Source organism: Acinetobacter sp. YH12049 (assembly GCF_013419875.1).
Classification (GTDB): domain Bacteria; phylum Pseudomonadota; class Gammaproteobacteria; order Pseudomonadales; family Moraxellaceae; genus Acinetobacter; species Acinetobacter amyesii.
In genome coordinates this window covers 20,493-39,552 of sequence record NZ_VOZH01000022.1, presented here as the reverse complement: position 1 = coordinate 39,552, position 19,060 = coordinate 20,493, and the positions used below count along the sequence as shown (strand labels likewise).

Below are 19,060 nucleotides of genomic sequence, written 5' to 3'. Positions count from 1 at the left end.
TAAATATTGAGAATCATCTTATTGGATAAAAAAATACCCATACCTTGAGATTACATGCTTCATGCAGATATCGAGCTATGGGCAGTCTTCTTTATCTTTCGATTAGCTTTGATCGGTTTTGACCACTTTTGCCAAAATGTTCACCAATTCTGCATTTTGCAATTCAACTTGCTGTAATTTGTGAGTGGTTTGATCTAATACTTCTTGCTGGATATGCATTTTCTTTGCAAGGTCTTGCATAATTTCCAAGGTCTTTTTCAGGTTGGCTTCTAGATGCACCACTTTTTCTTCAAGTGGCAAGGTTTCATGCGCGGTAGATTGCGATACGTCACGATTAAACTGTAGCCAAATTAAAAATATAACCGCCAGCGCCAATAATAAAATAAATCCCCAAAGTAACATCAACATCATGCTCAATACTCTTTATATATTTCTTTGACTTTCATCTTAAACAATAAATCGGCTGTGCTTGAATATTTTTTAAAGTTTTTCAATATTTTCGAGATACATCAACGACATTACGCATGATTTTTCATCTAATTTTAGAAAATAAAAAAACACCTACAAGCTAGTAGATGTTTTCTATATTGGATAAGTTTGAATTTTTATAAAGAGTGAAAACTTTCACATAAATCGAGCAAGCGGTTCGCATAGCCCCATTCATTGTCATACCATGCGAAAACTTTTGCTTGCTTTCCTACCACCATGGTTTGATTCAAATCGACAATCAATGAATAAGGTGAATGATTAAAATCACTTGAGACCAAGGGCTCATCGGTTACTGACATAATTTCATGATAATCAAAACGTGCAGCTTTGCTTAACACTGCATTTAACTCATGCTTGGTGATAACTGATTGAGACACAAAACTTAAATCGATTGCAGCAACATTGATAGTCGGCACACGAATCGAATAGCCATCGATTCGATCTTCCATTTTCGGCATGACCCGTTTCAACGCACCCAGAGCTGAAGAGGTCGTTGGAATAATATTTTGACCCGAAGCTCGGGCACGACGCAAGTCACGATGTGCATGATCCAATACAGATTGATCCGCAGTCACAGCATGAATTTCTGTCATGAGTGCGGTGTCTATACCAAAGGCATCATCAATAATTTTGACTAAAGGCACTAAAGCCTGCGTGGTACACGACACACTCGAAATAATTTGATCAGTCGCTTTGACTTCATGATGATTAACGCCATACACAATCGCAGCATCAACACTATCAAACGGTGCAGCACCAATAATCACACGTTTAGCACCTGCACCAATATGCTGTGTGGCTGCCTCTCTCGATCGAAATAAACCTGTGCATTCGAGTACCACATCGACATTCAGTCGTTGCCAAGGTAAAAGACTTGGCTGTGGCTCATTCAACACTTGCACTTTTAGGTGTGTTTGAGCACAAGAGATATCTAGAAAAATAGCGCCATCTTGTTCAATGATTTCGACTTGGCCTGCAAAACGACCATGCGTGGTGTCATATTTAAACAAATGCACCATGGTTTCCACATCAGCGACATCATTTATGGCAACAATTTCATAATGAAATTCTTTTGGATTTTCAAACCATGCGCGTAATACATTGCGTCCGATTCGACCAAATCCATTAATTGCCACTCGCTGCATGACCAATCCTTCGTTTTGAAACAAAAATAAAGCATCTAGTATGTTAATGGATTTCAACATGAAAACGTTATCATTTATTCGTTTAATGCTTATTGGGCTTTATTTTTATAACTCGTTAGCACCAACATAGATCCAAATATTAGCTTTACTGAACATGTATAGCACCAAGATCAAGTCTAATCACTCTTAAATAAAATGGATTCAAACATGCAATTTTCACAATGAACTAAAAAATATAAATGCAAAGCACCTTCATGTAGAGCATTCATCAACATGCTGACTTTGAACATTAAAAACTTTTCAAAACATATAAATGAAACGCAGCAACAGTGCGCTCACTAGATTAATCAATGAATACTTTCAGCGTTCCAAAGGTTTAAAAATCTAAAAATATAGGTGCCAAATTTAAAACATATAAAAAGTCATAGAGATAGCCGAAAATCATTGGTCACTACACCTTTTTCCGTTATAATTTAGCGTTTTTAAATTTTATGTCAGCATCTCAAGCCAGCTTTAAAATTTTGTAAGACTTGCTTGATATGCTATTACCAAATCGAAATTAGGAGAGACTTGGTTGTGAGTACTCGTTTTATGACATCAGCTGAAATTCGCGAAGCTTTTTTAAGCTACTTTGAATCGCAAGGGCATACACGTGTCGCGTCGAGTTCTCTGGTACCTGCCAACGACCCAACACTATTGTTCACAAATGCTGGTATGAACCAGTTTAAAGACTGCTTCCTCGGTCTTGAAAAACGTGACTACGTTCGTGCAACTTCTTCACAAAAATGTGTCCGTGCCGGCGGTAAACACAACGACTTAGACAACGTTGGTTATACAGCACGTCACCACACGTTCTTTGAAATGTTGGGTAACTTCTCATTTGGTGACTACTTCAAACGTGATGCCATCACATTTGCTTGGGATTTCTTAACCAACGAAAAATGGTTAGGTCTGCCAAAAGATAAACTTTATGCCACTGTTTACCATACAGATGACGAAGCATTTGATATCTGGAACAAAGAAATTGGTCTAGACGCTTCACGCATTATCCGTATCGGTGACAACAAAGGCGAAAAATACGCTTCAGATAACTTCTGGGCAATGGGCGATACAGGTCCTTGTGGTCCATGTTCTGAAATCTTCTTTGACCATGGTGACCACATTTGGGGCGGCTTACCGGGCACTCCTGAAGAAGATGGCGATCGTTTCATCGAAATTTGGAACAACGTATTCATGCAGTTCAACCGTACTGCTGATGGTGTGCTGCATGCCCTTCCTGCACCTTCTGTAGATACAGGTATGGGCCTTGAGCGTATTTCTGCAGTTTTACAGCATGTAAACTCAAACTACGAAATCGACCTATTCCAAAACCTACTTAAAGCTGCTGCAGAAATCATCGGTTTAGATACCACTGAACTTGAAGCAAAAGCGCAAGCAGAAACCAAACCGGTTGAATACCCTGCTTCACTTAAAGTTGTGGCTGACCATGCCCGTTCTTGCTGCTTCTTGATTGCAGACGGTGTTAACCCGTCTAATGAAGGCCGTGGCTATGTACTTCGCCGTATTATCCGTCGTGCAGTACGTCATGGTAACAAATTGGGTGCAACAGGTTCATTCTTCCATAAAATGTTGCAGCCACTGATCGACGTGATGGGTGCTGCTTACCCTGAACTTGCTGCACAGCAAGCACGTATCGAAGCTCAGCTTTTAAAAGAAGAAGAACAATTTGCAAAAACTTTAGAGCAAGGTTTGAAATTGCTTGAAGGCGAATTGGCTCAACTTAAAGGTTCAGTGATTCCAGGTGAAACAGTATTTAAACTTTACGATACTTACGGCTTCCCGACTGACTTAACAGCAGACATTGCACGTGAACGTGATTTAACGATTGATGAAGCTGGTTTCGAAGTCGAAATGGCGGCTCAACGTCAACGTGCACGTGATGCAGGTAAATTCGCCATCGACTACAACAGCATTGTCAAAGTTGAAGGCGAGACTCAATTTGACGGCTATGACGCAACTCAAGGCCAAGGTCAAATTGTTGCAATCTACAAAGATGGCGAACAAGTTGATGAAGTTTTTGAGGGCGATGAAGCACTGATCGTTCTAAACCAAACTCCGTTCTATGCAGAAAGCGGCGGTCAAGTTGGCGATACAGGTATCTTCAAAAACGAAACTGGTATTTTTGAAGTTCAAGACACCAAAAAATCAGGCGGCGCTTTTGTACACCAAGGCATCGTGACCATGGGTAACTTAAAAGCAGCTCAAGCAGTTGAGGCTATTGTTAAAGCGGATATCCGTGAAGCAACTTCACGCAACCACTCTGCAACTCACCTATTACATGCAGCACTTCGCCAAGTTTTGGGTACGCACGTACAGCAAAAAGGTTCATTGGTTGCAAGCGAGCTTTTACGTTTTGACTTTGCTAATGACCAACCTGTTTCATTTGAACAGCTTCAAGAAATTGAACGCATTGTCAATGCCGAAGTGATTGCCAATACTGCTGTTTCAACTGAACTTTTAGACATCGATGCGGCCAAAGAAAAAGGTGCAATGATGTTGTTCGGTGAGAAATACGGTGACGAAGTACGTGTACTTTCAATGGGTACAACCAAAGATGAGAAAAACTTCTCTATCGAACTTTGTGGCGGTATTCACGTAAAACGCACAGGCGACATCGGCCTATTCAAGATCACTTCTGAAGGCGGTGTTGCTGCAGGCGTACGCCGTATTGAAGCCGTTACAGGCACTAAAGCTGTTGAAGCTGCGCAAAAAGCTGATCGTGACATTCATGCAATTAATGACTTGCTGAAAGCGCAAAAAGATCAAACTTTAGAAAAAGTTGAAGCTTTATCTCACACTGCGTCTAGCCTGCAAAAACAAATTGAACAATTGAACCAAAAATTAGCAAGCTTCCAAGCAGCTGAGTTATTAAGTCAAGTTCAAGAGATTGCTGGCCGCAAAACATTAATCACTACCGTTCAAGGTGTAGATGCGAAATCACTTCGCAACTTGCACGATGGTGTGAAATCTAAGTTAGACAATGCTGTGATCGTGATCGCAGCGGTTGATGCCGACAAAGTGAGCCTGATTGCTTCGGTTGCTAAAGAATACACTGCTGCTGTAAAAGCAGGTGACATCATCAAACACCTTGGTCAAGAGCTTGGTGGTAAAGGTGGTGGTAAACCTGATATGGCTCAAGGTGGTGCGCCTTATAGCGACAAACTTGAAGCAGTAATGACTGACCTCGTTGCATGGTTAACTGCAAAATAAGACCAAAAGTCCTATAGCTCAAAGTGACTCACCTCCTTTGAGCAAATCAACAGGTTTAAGCAGTGTGTTTTTTAATGCTGGATCCTGCTTAAACACTGTTGATGCGCGAAAGCGCAAACTCAATCATCATGTTGAAACCAATATTCAACCTCTGGCTAAATGATGAAAATGGAGTCTAAAAGGCTGGGTTCATGTGAATCCCCTGCAGACACAAAGTATCTATTTGAACTCCTCCTACCTTGGAGTTCATGAGCTACGTGGTATATTAAAATCGCGCTCAAGTGCGGTCTTAAAATATGTGTAAGTGCTTTAAGTCTTTAGACTTATTTACTTGGTAAGGATAGTTATGGCATTAATCGTTCAAAAATATGGCGGTACCTCAATGGGTACTCCAGAGCGCATTTTAAATGTTGCTCGTCGTGTAAAGCGTTGGCATGATCACGGTCACAAAGTTGTGGTTGTTGTATCTGCAATGAGTGGCGAAACCAATCGTCTACTTGCTTTAGCGAAAGCCATTACCGAAACACCTGATCCACGCGAATTAGACCAAATGGTGTCTACGGGTGAACAGGTAACGATTTCTATGTTAGCAATGGCACTTAACTCTATTGGTGTTGAAGCTAAATCACTTACAGGTCGTCAAGTTGGTATTAAAACCGACAGCGCATTTACCAAGGCGCGTATTGAAGCGATTGATACAGATGTATTGACTTCAAACCTTGACGCTGGACGTGTCATTGTTGTGGCAGGTTTCCAAGGCTTTGATGCTGAAGGTAACACAACGACTCTAGGTCGTGGTGGTTCTGACACTTCAGGTGTTGCATTGGCTGCTGCACTTAAAGCTGACGAATGTCAGATTTACACAGACGTTGATGGTGTTTACACCACTGACCCTCGTGTCGCTCCAAAAGCGAAAAAAGTTGATCGTATTTCTTTTGAAGAAATGCTTGAAATGGCATCACTTGGTTCTAAAGTCCTTCAAATTCGCTCTGTAGAATTTGCCGGTAAATACCAAGTGCCTTTACGCGTATTATCAAGTTTTGATAATGACGATGATGGCGCATTCGACGAAAACTTTAAACAAAACGTCGGGACACTAATCACCACTGAAGCGGAAGACAACATGGAACAACCAATCATCTCAGGTATCGCGTTCAACCGTGATGAAGCTAAATTAACTATTCTTGGTGTACCGGATAAACCAGGTATCGCTTCAAACATCCTTTCACCAATTGGTGATGCCAATGTTGAAGTGGATATGATTATCCAAAACGTTGAAGAAGACGGCACAACTGATTTCACATTTACAGTTAACCGTAGTGAATTATCAAAAGCGAAAGCCATTCTTGAAGCGACTGCTCAAGAAATTGGTGCACGTGAAGTTGCAACTCGCGCAGACATCGTAAAAGTATCGATTGTTGGTGTTGGTATGCGCTCACACGCAGGTGTTGCAAGCAAAATGTTTACTGCTCTTGCAAAAGAAGGCATTAATATTTTGATGATTTCGACTTCTGAAATCAAAATTTCAGTGATTATTGATGAGAAATACTTAGAGCTTGCTGTACGTGCTCTACACACTGCATTCGGTCTAGACCGTGAAACAGGTGAATCAAGCGCACGTGCTTAATTAACCTTGCTGTGTGTCAAAATTTGTCATTGTTAGACAGATTTTGAAAAACATCGTAAAAATTCAGAGCCACTATAGTTTTTTTTATAGTGGCTCTGTTATATTAAACCTAAGGATTTTAAAATTTACTCAGTTTGCGACTGTCACAATGATTGTTTCAGATGCACTGCTAAATTTTTTGCTTTTACAAGTTATGAATTTTACATAACAGATCATTTGCAGGTTTTGCATTTTGCAAGGAGAGAAACATGCTGATTCTGACTCGTCGTGTCGGAGAAACATTAATGATTGGAGACCAAGTTAGCGTGACTGTACTTGGTGTTAAAGGTAATCAGGTTCGTATTGGCGTGAATGCTCCAAAAGAAGTATCTGTTCATCGTGAAGAAATTTACCAACGAATTCAACATGAACGCGCAATGCACGAACATCTCCAAAACATTGATCAAGAATATCAGCCATCTTTTGAAGAAACTGATTATTCACAAAACAACTATAATCGCTAAGATTTAAGTTGTTAAATGATAAAGCGGCTCATTAGGCCGCTTTAAATTTATCTAGAACATGCGTTTACTATATAAGTTCAACTGAGCTTAATTACTGCCCTTCTAGAACTTTACGTACGGGGCCAAAACTGCGGCGATGTTCATCAATCACCCCATACTGTGCAATCGCTTCGAAGTGCGCTTTGGTTGGATAGCCCTTGTGTTTCGCAAAACCATACTGTGGATATTTTGCATCCAGTTCAACCATTTCGTGGTCTCGAGTCACTTTTGCCAAAATACTCGCAGCCGAAATCTCTGGATGAATCGCATCACCGCCCACGATTGCATCACAGCTCATTGCTAAACCGGTTGGGACTTTATTACCATCGACCAACACGTGTTCTGGCTGTACATTGAGTTTTTCCACTGCACGACGCATTGCAAGTAATGATGCTTGCAAAATATTGATCTCATCAATTTCTTGTGCAGAACTTTCAGCAATCGCCCAAGCCAAGGCTTTTTCTTGAATCTCAATAAATAACTTTTCACGTTTTTTTTCACTGAGTTTTTTAGAATCGTTTAAACCTTCAATCGGGTTATTTGGATCTAAAATGACAGCTGCCGCAACAACCGAACCCACCAATGGACCGCGACCCGCTTCATCTGCACCAGCAATTTTCATATATCTCTCACTCAAAATAAAATACGACCCTTCATTTGGATTTACTGATACTCAGCAAAACCATTGTCAGGGTCGTATAAAATGTTCTAAATCTTAGTTTTTAAATGTTTCAATCACGCAAGCATTTAAAGTATTTGTCACGATTTTAGCCGCAAGATTTGCTTGTGAAGTTTTATCCATTGCTGCTACAACCAAATCCGTTGCAGTCACGCTAGTTGTCGCTTTCTCGCCTACACATGAACACACTTCAGTTTGTAGTTCAGATTTTTGAGTTTCTGTTAATAATTTTGAACCTGTTTTCCAGTAGCTGTTGTTATTAAGCTCAGTCACGCATTTCGCTTGAACACCCACTTTAACCGCCATCATTGCCAAGCTGTTTGCTGAAGTTGTACCTGTAGAACTTGTACCTGTTGTACCAGTCGCAGCACATGCAGAAAGAACAAGCGCTAATGGCGCTAGAACAGCAACTAATTTTTTCACGAATATTTCCTTTGTTCTGTTAATTAACGCGCATATTGTGCCCCAAATCACACACCATCTGATATGACTATTTAAAATAAATTCGGTAATTGTGTAGTTAATCATCAAAGCCTGTGTTGCATATTCACAACACTGTGTACCGATTTTAAACGACGCATATTTTTGTGGTCTGTATTAGAATCTGCATAAGATTGAACGCTTAAATAATCAACATGAGCAATAACACACAATACTACACTCGAACAGCTCAGGTCTTACATTGGCTGATGGCGATCATATTCATCGTGGCATGGTTAATTGGCTTTTATAGTGGCAATTTTCTGAGTTATGACGTCGATGGCAGCTTTAAAGGACAAGTCATTACCCTCCATAAAAATATTGCGACTACGATTATTTTTTTGGTGGTGATACGAATCTTTTGGCGCTATACCCACCCCGCACCAGAATTACCTGACAGTATGTCATCCGGCATGAAAACCTTGGCACATTTGGGTCATTTAGCACTGTATTTTGTACTACTGGCTTTACCGATCACGGGTTGCTTATTTAGTTGGAGTGCAGGTCACCCTGCCCCTGTATTGTATTTGTTTGAAATACCACGCTTGGTACAAGATAATCCTGAATTATTGGCCATCGTGAAACCTCTACATATTTGGATTTCTTGGGCAGCAGGCTTGCTCTTAGTGGGTCATATTGTGGCAGCGCTGAAACATCATTTCATTGATAAAGACCATGTGCTCAAAAGCATGACACGACAACCAAAACCCTAATAAAGACAAAATAAAAGCCACATCATGTGGCTTTTATTTTAAGCATTATCTTTTAATTCAGTACTTGCTGAGCACAACCGCGCATACTATTTAAAACCGCTTTAGAAATCAGTTTATTCTTTTCAGTTTCATTCACTGCAGCAGTCATCAGATCTTTCGCACCGATATCATCCATAGCATGCTCACTCACGCACTGACAAATCGCAGCTTGATTGTCTTTTTTCTGTTGAGCACTCATAAACAACGCAGCACCTTTCCAAATTTTAGAAGTATTTAATTCTTGCGAGCATTGATATTCAATCACGGGCTTTAGCATACGCTGACTTAAACTTGATTTATCTGCAATAGCAGCCGAAGAAATCAATACTGCGGCTAAAAATGTAATCGATGAGGCAAATATAGAGCGATTTGAATGAGATAAAAGCATGATTTAAACATAAAAAAGGCAGTGAATATTCACTGCCTGAGATTATACGCTGATTATTAATTCAACGCTTCAATCTTTTTAATCCAAGCTTGTTTTTCAGCATCTGAAATAAATGATGCTTCAAAAGAGTTGATTGCCAGTTGCTTTAACTCTGCATTGCTTAAATCAAGTGCTTTGGTGATCGCAATGAAGTTATCATTCATATAACCACCAAAGTACGATGGATCATCTGAATTGACGGTCACATGCACACCTTGTTGCAATAGACGGCGAATATTATGATCAGCCATATTATTGACCACACAGAGCTTTAAATTGCTTAGCGGGCAAACGGTTAATGGCATTTTTTCTGCAATTAAACGTTGCATCAAAGCAGGATCTTCTTCTGAACGTACACCATGGTCAACACGATTTACTTTCAGCAAATCCAAGGCTTCCCATACGTATTCTGCTGGACCTTCTTCCCCTGCATGCGCAACGATAAGAAAACCTGCTTCACGTGCTTTAGCAAAAACACGTTCGAATTTTGATGGTGGATGACCCACTTCACTCGAATCTAAACCGACACCAATAATTTGATCTTTATATGGTAAAGCTTGTTCTAATGTTGCAAATGCTGCATCTTCAGATAAATGACGCAAGAAGCACATAATCAGATGTGAGCTAATGCCCAGTTTTGCTTTGGCATCATCACAAGCGCGTTGTAAGCCATTCAAGACAGTTTCAAAAGCAACCCCACGGTCTGTATGAGTTTGTGGGTCGAAGAACATTTCGGTATGAACCACATGATCTTCTGCACATTTTTCAAAGTATGCCCATGCTAAATCATAAAAATCTTGCTCATGAATCAGTACATTTGCACCTGCATAATAAATGTCTAAAAAAGACTGTAAATTATGAAAGTTATACGCTTCTTTTAATTCTTCGACTGATTGATAAGGGATTGCAATATTGTTGCGTTGGGCAATTGCAAACATGAGTTCAGGCTCAAATGTCCCTTCAATATGCACATGTAGCTCTGCTTTTGGCAAAGCGCGAATCAGCTCAAGTTGATCCATCTCTTATCCTCATAAAAATAAAAAAGGGTGCAAACTGAGTTTACACCCTTTCGCTATTTGACAGTATTAACCGCCAAATGCAGCAAATTTCAATGCCCAAAGTACAGCAATAATCCAAACCATATACGGTACAGTTTTCGCTTTACCTGTCAGCAATTTAACCAATGCATAGCTAATGAAGCCCATTGCAATACCGTCTGCAATTGAATACGTAAACGGCATAAATACAATTGTTAAGAATGCTGGGACTGCTTCAGTAATATCATCCCACTCAATATGAACGATACCTTGAATCATCAACACACCAACAAACAATAATGCTGGCGCAGTTGCAAAACCTGGTACAGACTGAGCAAGTGGTGCTAAGAACAATGCCAAAATAAACAATACAGCAACTACAACTGCAGTTAAACCTGTACGACCACCGGCAGCAACACCTGCTGATGATTCAATATAAGGCGTAGTCGAAGACGTACCCAATGCCGCACCCGCAACAATTGCAGATGAGTCAGCAAATAATGCTTTCTTCAAACGTGGTAATTTACCGTCTTTTAATAAGCCTGCACGGTGTGATACACCGACCAATGTACCTGTAGAGTCAAATAAATCAACCAAGAAGAATACAAAGATTACGCCAATCAAACTTGCTGTGAATAGACCTTCGAAGTTCATTTGCATGAATGTTGGAGCGATTGAAGGAATAGCACCTACAACACCTTTAAATTCGTTGAAGCCCAGTAGGGTTGAAATTGCAGTAATCACCAAAATACTGATGATGATTGCACCACGTACTTTGAAGTGATGCATAACCACAACCATCAAGAAGCCAAGTAAAGCCAACAAGACAGACGGCTGTTTTAAATCACCCAGACTAACCAATGTTGCAGGGTTATCAACAATAATGCCGGCATTTTTCAAAGAAACCAGTGCAAGGAATAAACCAATACCGCCGCCGATCGCCAGTTTAAGCGACATTGGAATCGCATTGACAATCGCTTCACGGATTTTGAACATGCTGATAGCGATAAAAACAAGGCCAGAGACAAAAACAGCTGCTAAAGCAGTTTGCCATTCCACGCCCATACCCAAACATACAGAATAGGTAAAGTAAGCGTTTAAGCCCATACCGGGTGCTAAGGCAATTGGATAGTTAGCAACAAGCCCCATCACCAAACAGCCAATGGCTGCTGCTAGACAGGTTGCGACAAAAACAGCGCCATGATCCATACCCGTTTCGGACAAAATCATTGGATTGACAATAATGATGTAACACATTGTCAAGAAAGTAGTTACACCTGCAATGACTTCTGTTTTGAAACTGGTTTTGTTTTCGCTCAGTTTAAACAGACGTTCAAGCATGTTCTCGGAAGATGGATTAGGAGTCGTCATGACCTAGCCCCTATGAAGTAAACTTTATGCATATAAGCATTCCACAAAATTAATCATGTCATGTATTCATCATTAATTTTGTGTATGCCTAAGCAACGAATATGCCAATTCGGCAGATTGTAGGCTTTAAAAAATCCTATTTTCAACAACATACAACACGGTACAAATGTTGAAATTTGCAAACAAAAAAGCTGCATAAACCTATGCAGCTCCTCTATTTATGTCATTTAATTCGTATTTAATATCAATAAATACTGATCAAATTAATTTCGGCAAATTATAACACATTGATTTTTTAATGTTTCCACATTTTCATCGCTTTTCAATTTAGTAAATTTAAGACATTGTTTTCTTTATAAAGTTTCAAATTATTATATATAAAAATAAAATATCAATATTTAAACGAACACTTCAAGACCATGCTTGAGCTCAATGCAGAAGCAGCAAGATTGATTTTTTTTAGCGCATATAAGGTGATGCGTTCAAATCATCATTGAACACCTGATTAATTTCTTGCTGTCGCTTTAACTCAGCATTTTTATAAACACTAAATCCTAAAAATAAAATGCTGAGTATAAAAATTGGTATCAGTATTTTTTTCATAACAAAATTTTATTCATGTTTAAATATTTGGCTATAATAACAAAAAATTTAAACAAAAAAGTGGCGTATTTCACAATTTTATATATTATTAAGTCATTTAATAAGCTATTTGTTCGATCAATGTTAATTTTGTAATATATTTTAGACTGATAGACAAGATAATCGCTGAATGATTTTTCGAATCCTTTTCCGTAAAAAGCATCAAATCGTAGATCATTTCATATACGAAATTTAAAGCACGATCAATTTCACAGGCCCACCATTACATCTCGAGTGAAGAAGATAAAAAAGCCGCTGACTTAAAAACAGCGGCTATACATATTTTTTACAGATTCAAAATTTTCAATCTTGAACTTAAGCGGCTTGTTGCTCATCTCGCTTAAAGACCAATTCGCCCTTTAAGCTACTCTCTGCATCGAAATAATAACCATCGGTATTGAACGACTTGATATCTTCAATACGTTCAATTTTATTTTCCAACAAATAACGCGCCATTAGGCCACGTGCTTTTTTGGCATAGAAGCTGATGACTTTATATTTGCCGTTCTTTTGATCCAGAAAAACAGGTTTGATGATTTCGGCTTTAATTTTTGATTCTTTGACCGACTTATAGTATTCATCTGAAGCGATGTTGACCAAAAGTTCAGAGCCGGCTTTTTCCAAATCGTCATTGATGAGATTGGTGATTGTATTATCCCAAAACTCGTACAAGTTATGTCCACGTGGGTTTTGCAACTTGGTCCCCATCTCTAAACGATATGGCATCATTAAATCCAGTGGACGCAATAAACCGTAGAGACCCGAGAGCATACGCAAATGGGTTTGTGCGTATTGAAGGTCAGTATTTGCAAGTTGATAAGCATCTAAACCGGTATACACGTCACCTTTAAAGGCAAAAATTGCTTGACGTGCATTGGCAAAATCAAAATCAGGCTGCCAATCTCGGAAGCGCTCAACATTTAAAGTCGCAATTTTCTCACTGACACTCATCAAGCTTGAAATTTCACTTGCCGACAATTTACGTGCGACTGAGATCAATTCTTCAGAATGATCTAATAGCCGTGGTTGAGTGAATTTTTCAGTCGGTAAAGCGGTTTCGTAATCTAAAGTTTTTGCTGGAGAAATTAAAGCGAGCATAAACATCCTGATTAATTTTTAATTAAACAAACTATAACAGTAGAGTATTTTTAAATCCAATCTGTGTTTTAGATAATATTAATCTGTAAACTATAGACTCTCCCGCTTTCACATTTTAGTCATTATGTCAGAACAAATGTTCATTCAAGGGCCGATGGGTCAACTTGAAATTTTTGTTGATTATCCACAGGGTGAAGTGAAAGGATTCGCGGTAGTTACACACCCTCACCCATTGCAAGGTGGTACACCACAGCACAAAGTCCCTGTGCTTTTAGCGCAAATGTTCTTAGAACGTGGCTATGTAGTCTATCGCCCAAGTTTCCGTGGTTCTGGCCAAAGTGCAGGAATACATGACGAAGGCAATGGTGAAACCAAAGACACTATGCAAGTCATTGAATTTGCTCGCAACCAACATCCGAACCTGCCATTTTATGCAGGCGGTTTTAGTTTTGGTGCAAATGTCATGACTAAATGCTATGCCCTATTGCCAGTAGAATTGCAGCCTGTACAAACTATTTTATGTGGCCTACCAACCACAACAGTTGCAGGTGTGCGTCACTATGTGACTCCGCATATTAAGGGTGATATTTTATTTATTCATGGTGAAGAAGATAATGTCACACTGTTATCTGACTTGATTCAGTGGGCCAAACCACAGCGCCATTTAATCACGGTTTTGCCAGGTGCAAACCACTTCTTTACAGGTTATCTAAAACAGCTTCGTATCGCGATTTCACGCTTTTTAGTATAAAAAATACAAAAAAATGAGTCAGCTTAACTGGCTCATTTTTTTTGCCTAGCGAACGCTCTATTCCCCCAATATTTCAGATAAACTGAACTACTCGCTTTTCGATTTATCCATCATTTAAATACATTGGTGATCATTATCTATTCAACATGTAATGACCTAAGCCGATGCTCGTTTAATTTTGATTACGCCTCAATTTTTTATCTAAAAACCAATAATTTACTTGTTTAAATAATCAACTACAGAAATAATACCCAGAAAAATTAAGATAAAATTTAGAGGGAAAAATGAAATTTATTGTTGCTGTGATTTTAAGTCTAGGCATTGCAGCTTTGGTCTATTATTTTAATTCAACGCCTTCCACAACAACGAATTTTCCAGCATCTACGGTTGCTGCGAACGATGGTCCCAAAGCCTATTTGACAGCGTCATACAAGATGAATGTCGATGGTCGTGATTTTAGCTTAAAGATGGTCTACGACTTTCCCAATAGCCAAGTGTGTGAAGCCCAGCTCAACAGCACAGACACCATGAATATGATTTCAACCTTTAAGCAACGCTGTTCGAGTGACTCGGTGTGTAAAGAAGCTGAAATTTCATCTTGTTCACCTTTTACCGATCAAAAATATAAAGATATGCTCGATAAAAACTATCATGACACCCATTATATTTATTTAAGCGATAGTAAATTGACTGATCAACGTGGTGTGATCGTGTTTTGGGGACTCAATGAACAAGAGTCAGAAAAAATGTGTGACTATGTGAAAAAGAGCAATCGAACCATTAATCCAATCAATATTGAATGTCTATAACCTTGTTCAATACATTCTGTTAAAAAATAAAAAAGCAGCACTATGCTGCTTTTTTATAGATGATTTTTAATTCAATTTTTCAGTTCATTTCGTCATTTGTTTCCATTGAAACTCACTATACGAGTCTTCTTCTTTTAAACTGTTTTCGACCGCTTGAGCCAATTGATTCAACAAACTTTGCTCAGTAATACGATCTAACCAATCTTGGTCTTCATCTGGATAAGAGGTAATTTCACAGACTAGACGACCTGATTCATCCTGCCCCTGACATGTCACTGAAAGTGGCAATTCATGTTGATCGACACTGACTGCAATCTGATCACCACTTTGCGATAACGTTTGAAAGCCATAATGCTCTAATTTATTTGCCAATAATTCAGCAACCTGAGTTTGCGTATCAGCACTGCTTTCAACTCGATTTGAATCGCTATGGGCGGTGAATTGTAGTTTTCTCATGTATCTATCCAAAGACATTCTTGTTGTATGGTTTTAGCATAAGCAATTAAAACCAAACAGCCAAGCATTTGCTTGGCTGTTGTTGAATAAATATACAAATTTAGTGAATTATTTATTCACTTACCGCAATCGTTAAACCGGCTTGAGTCGCTAGCTCTGTAAATGTCGGGAAGCTGGTCGCAACAGTTTCTGTACCCACGATATTAATTTCACCCGAAGTACGTAAACCTGCCATTGAGAAGCTCATTGCAATACGGTGGTCATGATGTGATTCGATTTGACCACCTGTGAAGATTGCACCCCACTCACCCGCTTTGCCTTGACCTTCAATGATAATGCCGTCCTCGGTTGGCGTACAATCGATACCCATAATTTTTAGGCCATCTGCCATCACTTGAATACGATCCGACTCTTTCACTCGAAGTTCAGCTGCACCAGTCAAAATGGTTTGACCCTCTGCACATGCAGCAGCAATAAATAACGCTGGGAATTCATCAATCGCCAATGGCACTTGATCTTCTGGCATATGAATGCCTTTGAGTGTACGTGAACCACGAATACGAATATCTGCAATCGGCTCACCGCCAGCGATACGTTCATTTTCAACAGTCAGGTCAGCGCCCATCTGTTTTAAAATTTCAATCACACCTGTACGGGTTGGATTAATGCCGACCGCTTCGAGAGTGACATCTGAACCTTCGGTAATCGCTGCACCCACCATAAAGAATGCTGCAGATGAAATGTCAGAGGGTACTTGAATGTCTGTACCGACTAACTTGCCGCCACCTTGAAGTGAAATTCGGTTACCTTCTGTTTTCACGTCATAACCAAATGCGCGAAGCATACGTTCAGAATGGTCACGTGTCGGTTCTGGTTCAGTGACAACAGTCTCACCTTCCGCCCAAAGACCAGCCAACAAAATACCTGATTTTACTTGTGCAGATGCCATTGGTAAGTCGTAATGAATACCTTTCAGGTTTTGACTTCCAGAAATAGACACGGGCGGCGTACCACGCTCACCTGTAGTTTGAATTTGCGCACCCATTTCACGTAATGGTTTGGCAATACGTTCCATTGGACGTTTTGATAATGACGCATCACCCGTCATCACCGAATCAAACTTCTGTGCCGACAACATACCTGAAAGCAAACGCATTGAAGTGCCTGAGTTACCCATATACAAAGCGCCTGCCGGTGCTTTTAAACCATGCATGCCTACACCATGAATGGTGACTTCACCATTTTTAGGGCCTTCAATACTTACACCCATATCGCGGAATGCTTGGAGGGTTGCCAAGGCATCTTCACCTTCAAGGAAACCAGTGACGTGCGTTGTACCTTCTGCAATAGCACCAAACATGATAGAGCGATGTGACACAGATTTATCACCTGGCACAGTAAATTTACCTTGGAATTGCTTTGGACCCGGTAAAATTTTGAATTGCTGTGTCGTCACTTTATTTTTCTCCATCAGTGGTTTCTTTGAGAGCATGTGATTGAAATGTTGACGTGCTGCTTGTGCATGTCCCAACAGTCCCATCAACGCTTGTGAGTTTTCATCTTCAATCAGTTTGCGAAGAATAGCCAATTGTTTTTCAAAGCCATCTACCGCATTTAAAATTGCCTTTTTATTGGCAAAAAAGATGTCATGCCACATATGTGGGTCGCTTGCAGCAATGCGTGAGAAATCACGAAAACCGCCAGCGGCATAACGGAAAATATCTAAATTGTCTTCTCGGTTCGCGAGTTGCTCAACCAAGTTAAATGCCATCAAATGCGGAAGATGACTGGTATGGGCCAACACTTCATCGTGTTTTTCCACATCCATGCAAATTACTTCCGCTTTGGCAGCTTGCCACAATTGAATTAGTTTCTCTACAGCCCAATCTGCACTGCTTGGTAAAGGTGTCAAAATCACTTTGTGATTAGCAAATAAATCCACTTTACCGGCATGCACACCTGTTAGTTCAGCCCCCGCAATCGGATGCCCCGGTACAAAACCAGCAGGTAATTGCTCACCATAAACCGCTTTAGCTGCATCAACAACATTGCCTTTGGTACTTCCAACATCGGTAATAATCGTCTGTTCGGATAGATAAGGTTTGATCGCTTCAAGGACTTTTTGTGTCGCACGAACAGGTAAAGCCAAAACAACAAGATCTGCACCTTTGACCGCTTCAGCAGGATCGCTATAACCCTGCTGAATAAGCCCTAAAGCTTTTGCATCTTCTAAAGTTTTTTGTGAACGCGTAGACGCTACAATTTCCTTAGCCAAACCTTCAGCAATCATGACGCGAGCTAGGCTTGAGCCAATCAGACCAAGCCCAATAAAAGCAACTTTTTCAAATAGTGGCACAGACATGACTTAAGCTTTAGCCTCTAAGCCCAAAACTTTAGCCAAGGCAGCTAAGAATTTAGCATTTTCAGCTTCAGTCCCAATTGATACACGTAAATGCTCAGGGATACCAACTGGACGAACAATCACACCTTCTTTTAATAAAGCATTGAAAGTCTGTGCAGGATCTGCTTTTACATTTACTAAAATGAAGTTCGCACGTGAAGGCACATACGCTAAACCTAGAGCATTAAAACCAGACTCAAGTTGCGCCATACCCGCTTTATTGACTACACGTGATTTTTCAATAAACGCTTCATCTTTGAGTGCCGCAACAGCAGCCACCATCGCAAGATGGTTCACGTTAAATGGTTGACGAATACGATTGAGGAAATCCGTCACTTCAACTGAAGCCAAAGCAAACCCAACACGTAGTGCAGCCAGGCCATAGCACTTAGACATGGTGCGGCTCACAATTAAGTTTGCGTATTGATCTAAGAATTTTAAGCTGTTGAAGTTTTCTGGGAAATATTCCACATAAGCTTCATCTAAAACCACGATCACATTTGCAGGTACTTTTTGCATGAACGCTTCAAATTCAGCTTCTTCAAACCATGTACCTGTTGGATTATTTGGGTTCGCAATAAAAATCAATTTAGTATTGTCTTTAATTGCCGCAGCCATTGCATCTAGGTCATGTGAAAAACCTTTTGCAGGCACTTCAATCGCTTCAGCATTAATCGCTTGAGTCACCAGACCATACACAGCAAATGCGTGTTGGCTATACACCACAGAGTCTTGCTCTGAAACAAAAGCACGAGCAAAAATTTCTAGAAGATCGTTTGAACCATTACCCAACGTAATGCGGTCATGTGCAATACCAAATTGTTTTTCAACTTGGTCTTTCAAAATAAAACCGCCACCATCCGGATATCGACCAATTTCTGCAAGTTCAGCAGCAACAGCTTCTTTCACTTTGTCAGAACAACCCAATGGGTTTTCATTTGATGCGAGTTTTACGATATCTGTAATACCCAACTCACGCTCAAGTTCACTAATTGGTTTACCTGGTTGGTAAGGCTTTAGCTTTGCAATGCCTTCATTGGCTGGGACAAACGTCATTTTACACTTCCAGTTTTTTCAAATGATG

17 protein-coding genes are annotated in these 19,060 nt (G+C 39.9%); 6 read left to right on the top strand and 11 right to left on the bottom strand.

What is annotated here, in order from left to right; translation table 11 throughout:
• Window positions 1-102 precede the first annotated feature (102 nt).
• Together FTU05_RS11070 and FTU05_RS11065 are read right to left on the bottom strand one after the other, a co-directional pair.
• Window positions 103-405: a hypothetical protein gene (locus FTU05_RS11070; protein WP_168379360.1), complete on the bottom strand. Its 303-nt coding sequence runs from the start codon at window positions 403-405 to the stop codon at window positions 103-105.
• 200 nt (window positions 406-605) lie between these two features.
• Window positions 606-1,634 carry a type I glyceraldehyde-3-phosphate dehydrogenase gene (locus tag FTU05_RS11065; RefSeq protein WP_180165330.1) on the bottom strand — a complete coding sequence of 343 codons (1,029 nt, stop codon included), beginning with the start codon at window positions 1,632-1,634 and terminating at the stop codon, window positions 606-608.
• Window positions 1,635-2,210: 576 nt separating this feature from the next.
• Between FTU05_RS11065 and alaS the strand changes: the two genes are divergently transcribed.
• The 3 genes from alaS to csrA all read left to right on the top strand — a co-directional run bounded on the left by alaS (window position 2,211) and on the right by csrA (window position 7,034).
• Window positions 2,211-4,904, top strand: a complete 2,694-nt coding sequence (gene alaS, locus FTU05_RS11060) for an alanine--tRNA ligase (RefSeq protein ID WP_180165328.1) — start codon at window positions 2,211-2,213, stop codon at window positions 4,902-4,904.
• Between the two features lie 346 nt (window positions 4,905-5,250).
• Window positions 5,251-6,531: an aspartate kinase gene (locus FTU05_RS11055; RefSeq protein ID WP_078194395.1), complete on the top strand. Its 1,281-nt coding sequence runs from the start codon at window positions 5,251-5,253 to the stop codon at window positions 6,529-6,531.
• A 248-nt stretch (window positions 6,532-6,779) separates the two neighbouring features.
• Window positions 6,780-7,034 carry a carbon storage regulator CsrA gene (gene csrA, locus FTU05_RS11050; protein ID WP_078189080.1) on the top strand — a complete coding sequence of 85 codons (255 nt, stop codon included), beginning with the start codon at window positions 6,780-6,782 and terminating at the stop codon, window positions 7,032-7,034.
• A 91-nt stretch (window positions 7,035-7,125) separates the two neighbouring features.
• Here csrA and rnhB read toward each other — a convergent pair whose 3' ends face one another.
• Both rnhB and FTU05_RS11040 read right to left on the bottom strand, forming a co-directional pair.
• On the bottom strand, window positions 7,126-7,695 hold the full coding sequence (gene rnhB, locus FTU05_RS11045) for a ribonuclease HII (RefSeq protein WP_180165326.1): 570 nt from the start codon (window positions 7,693-7,695) through the stop codon (window positions 7,126-7,128).
• Window positions 7,696-7,788: 93 nt separating this feature from the next.
• Window positions 7,789-8,175 (bottom strand): hypothetical protein, encoded by a 387-nt coding sequence (locus tag FTU05_RS11040; protein ID WP_168379346.1) that lies wholly within the window; start codon window positions 8,173-8,175, stop codon window positions 7,789-7,791.
• 212 nt (window positions 8,176-8,387) lie between these two features.
• On the opposite strand from FTU05_RS11040, the gene FTU05_RS11035 reads away from it, so the two are divergent.
• On the top strand, window positions 8,388-8,945 hold the full coding sequence (locus FTU05_RS11035) for a cytochrome b (RefSeq protein ID WP_180009411.1): 558 nt from the start codon (window positions 8,388-8,390) through the stop codon (window positions 8,943-8,945).
• Between the two features lie 52 nt (window positions 8,946-8,997).
• On the opposite strand, the gene FTU05_RS11030 is transcribed toward FTU05_RS11035, so the two are convergent.
• From FTU05_RS11030 to yaaA, 4 genes are all read right to left on the bottom strand, one after another.
• Entirely contained in the window at window positions 8,998-9,372 is a 375-nt protein-coding gene (locus tag FTU05_RS11030) for a hypothetical protein (protein ID WP_180163659.1), read from the bottom strand.
• 56 nt (window positions 9,373-9,428) lie between these two features.
• A complete protein-coding gene (locus FTU05_RS11025; protein ID WP_180165324.1) occupies window positions 9,429-10,430 on the bottom strand; it encodes an adenosine deaminase in 1,002 nt (333 codons plus the stop codon).
• 66 nt (window positions 10,431-10,496) lie between these two features.
• Complete coding sequence (locus tag FTU05_RS11020) at window positions 10,497-11,819, bottom strand: NCS2 family permease (protein ID WP_078189086.1); 1,323 nt, start codon at window positions 11,817-11,819, stop codon at window positions 10,497-10,499.
• Window positions 11,820-12,776: 957 nt separating this feature from the next.
• Entirely contained in the window at window positions 12,777-13,559 is a 783-nt protein-coding gene (yaaA, locus tag FTU05_RS11015) for a peroxide stress protein YaaA (protein WP_078189087.1), read from the bottom strand.
• A 124-nt stretch (window positions 13,560-13,683) separates the two neighbouring features.
• Between yaaA and FTU05_RS11010 the strand changes: the two genes are divergently transcribed.
• Window positions 13,684-14,310 (top strand): alpha/beta hydrolase, encoded by a 627-nt coding sequence (locus FTU05_RS11010; protein WP_078189088.1) that lies wholly within the window; start codon window positions 13,684-13,686, stop codon window positions 14,308-14,310.
• Between the two features lie 284 nt (window positions 14,311-14,594).
• On the top strand, window positions 14,595-15,119 hold the full coding sequence (locus FTU05_RS11005; protein WP_180005241.1) for a hypothetical protein: 525 nt from the start codon (window positions 14,595-14,597) through the stop codon (window positions 15,117-15,119).
• 84 nt (window positions 15,120-15,203) lie between these two features.
• On the opposite strand, the gene FTU05_RS11000 is transcribed toward FTU05_RS11005, so the two are convergent.
• From FTU05_RS11000 to hisC, 3 genes are all read right to left on the bottom strand, one after another.
• The gene (locus FTU05_RS11000) at window positions 15,204-15,575 is read right to left on the bottom strand and encodes a hypothetical protein (RefSeq protein WP_180106863.1); all 372 of its coding nucleotides are present in this window, start codon (window positions 15,573-15,575) and stop codon (window positions 15,204-15,206) included.
• Window positions 15,576-15,687: 112 nt separating this feature from the next.
• A complete protein-coding gene (locus FTU05_RS10995) occupies window positions 15,688-17,937 on the bottom strand; it encodes a bifunctional prephenate dehydrogenase/3-phosphoshikimate 1-carboxyvinyltransferase (RefSeq protein WP_180165323.1) in 2,250 nt (749 codons plus the stop codon).
• Window positions 17,938-17,940: 3 nt separating this feature from the next.
• A complete protein-coding gene (hisC, locus tag FTU05_RS10990; protein WP_180165321.1) occupies window positions 17,941-19,032 on the bottom strand; it encodes a histidinol-phosphate transaminase in 1,092 nt (363 codons plus the stop codon).
• Window positions 19,033-19,060 lie beyond the last annotated feature (28 nt).

Coding starts and splice junctions, on each gene's coding strand:
- FTU05_RS11025 (WP_180165324.1), bottom strand. CDS start 10,430: ATGGATCAACTTGAGCTGATTCGCGCTTTGCCAAAAGCAGAGCTACAT.
- FTU05_RS11020 (WP_078189086.1), bottom strand. CDS start 11,819: ATGACGACTCCTAATCCATCTTCCGAGAACATGCTTGAACGTCTGTTT.
- yaaA (WP_078189087.1), bottom strand. CDS start 13,559: ATGCTCGCTTTAATTTCTCCAGCAAAAACTTTAGATTACGAAACCGCT.
- FTU05_RS11035 (WP_180009411.1), top strand. CDS start 8,388: ATGAGCAATAACACACAATACTACACTCGAACAGCTCAGGTCTTACAT.
- FTU05_RS11065 (WP_180165330.1), bottom strand. CDS start 1,634: ATGCAGCGAGTGGCAATTAATGGATTTGGTCGAATCGGACGCAATGTA.
- FTU05_RS11055 (WP_078194395.1), top strand. CDS start 5,251: ATGGCATTAATCGTTCAAAAATATGGCGGTACCTCAATGGGTACTCCA.
- FTU05_RS11005 (WP_180005241.1), top strand. CDS start 14,595: ATGAAATTTATTGTTGCTGTGATTTTAAGTCTAGGCATTGCAGCTTTG.
- rnhB (WP_180165326.1), bottom strand. CDS start 7,695: ATGAAAATTGCTGGTGCAGATGAAGCGGGTCGCGGTCCATTGGTGGGT.
- hisC (WP_180165321.1), bottom strand. CDS start 19,032: ATGACGTTTGTCCCAGCCAATGAAGGCATTGCAAAGCTAAAGCCTTAC.
- FTU05_RS10995 (WP_180165323.1), bottom strand. CDS start 17,937: ATGTCTGTGCCACTATTTGAAAAAGTTGCTTTTATTGGGCTTGGTCTG.
- FTU05_RS11010 (WP_078189088.1), top strand. CDS start 13,684: ATGTCAGAACAAATGTTCATTCAAGGGCCGATGGGTCAACTTGAAATT.
- csrA (WP_078189080.1), top strand. CDS start 6,780: ATGCTGATTCTGACTCGTCGTGTCGGAGAAACATTAATGATTGGAGAC.
- FTU05_RS11000 (WP_180106863.1), bottom strand. CDS start 15,575: ATGAGAAAACTACAATTCACCGCCCATAGCGATTCAAATCGAGTTGAA.
- FTU05_RS11030 (WP_180163659.1), bottom strand. CDS start 9,372: ATGCTTTTATCTCATTCAAATCGCTCTATATTTGCCTCATCGATTACA.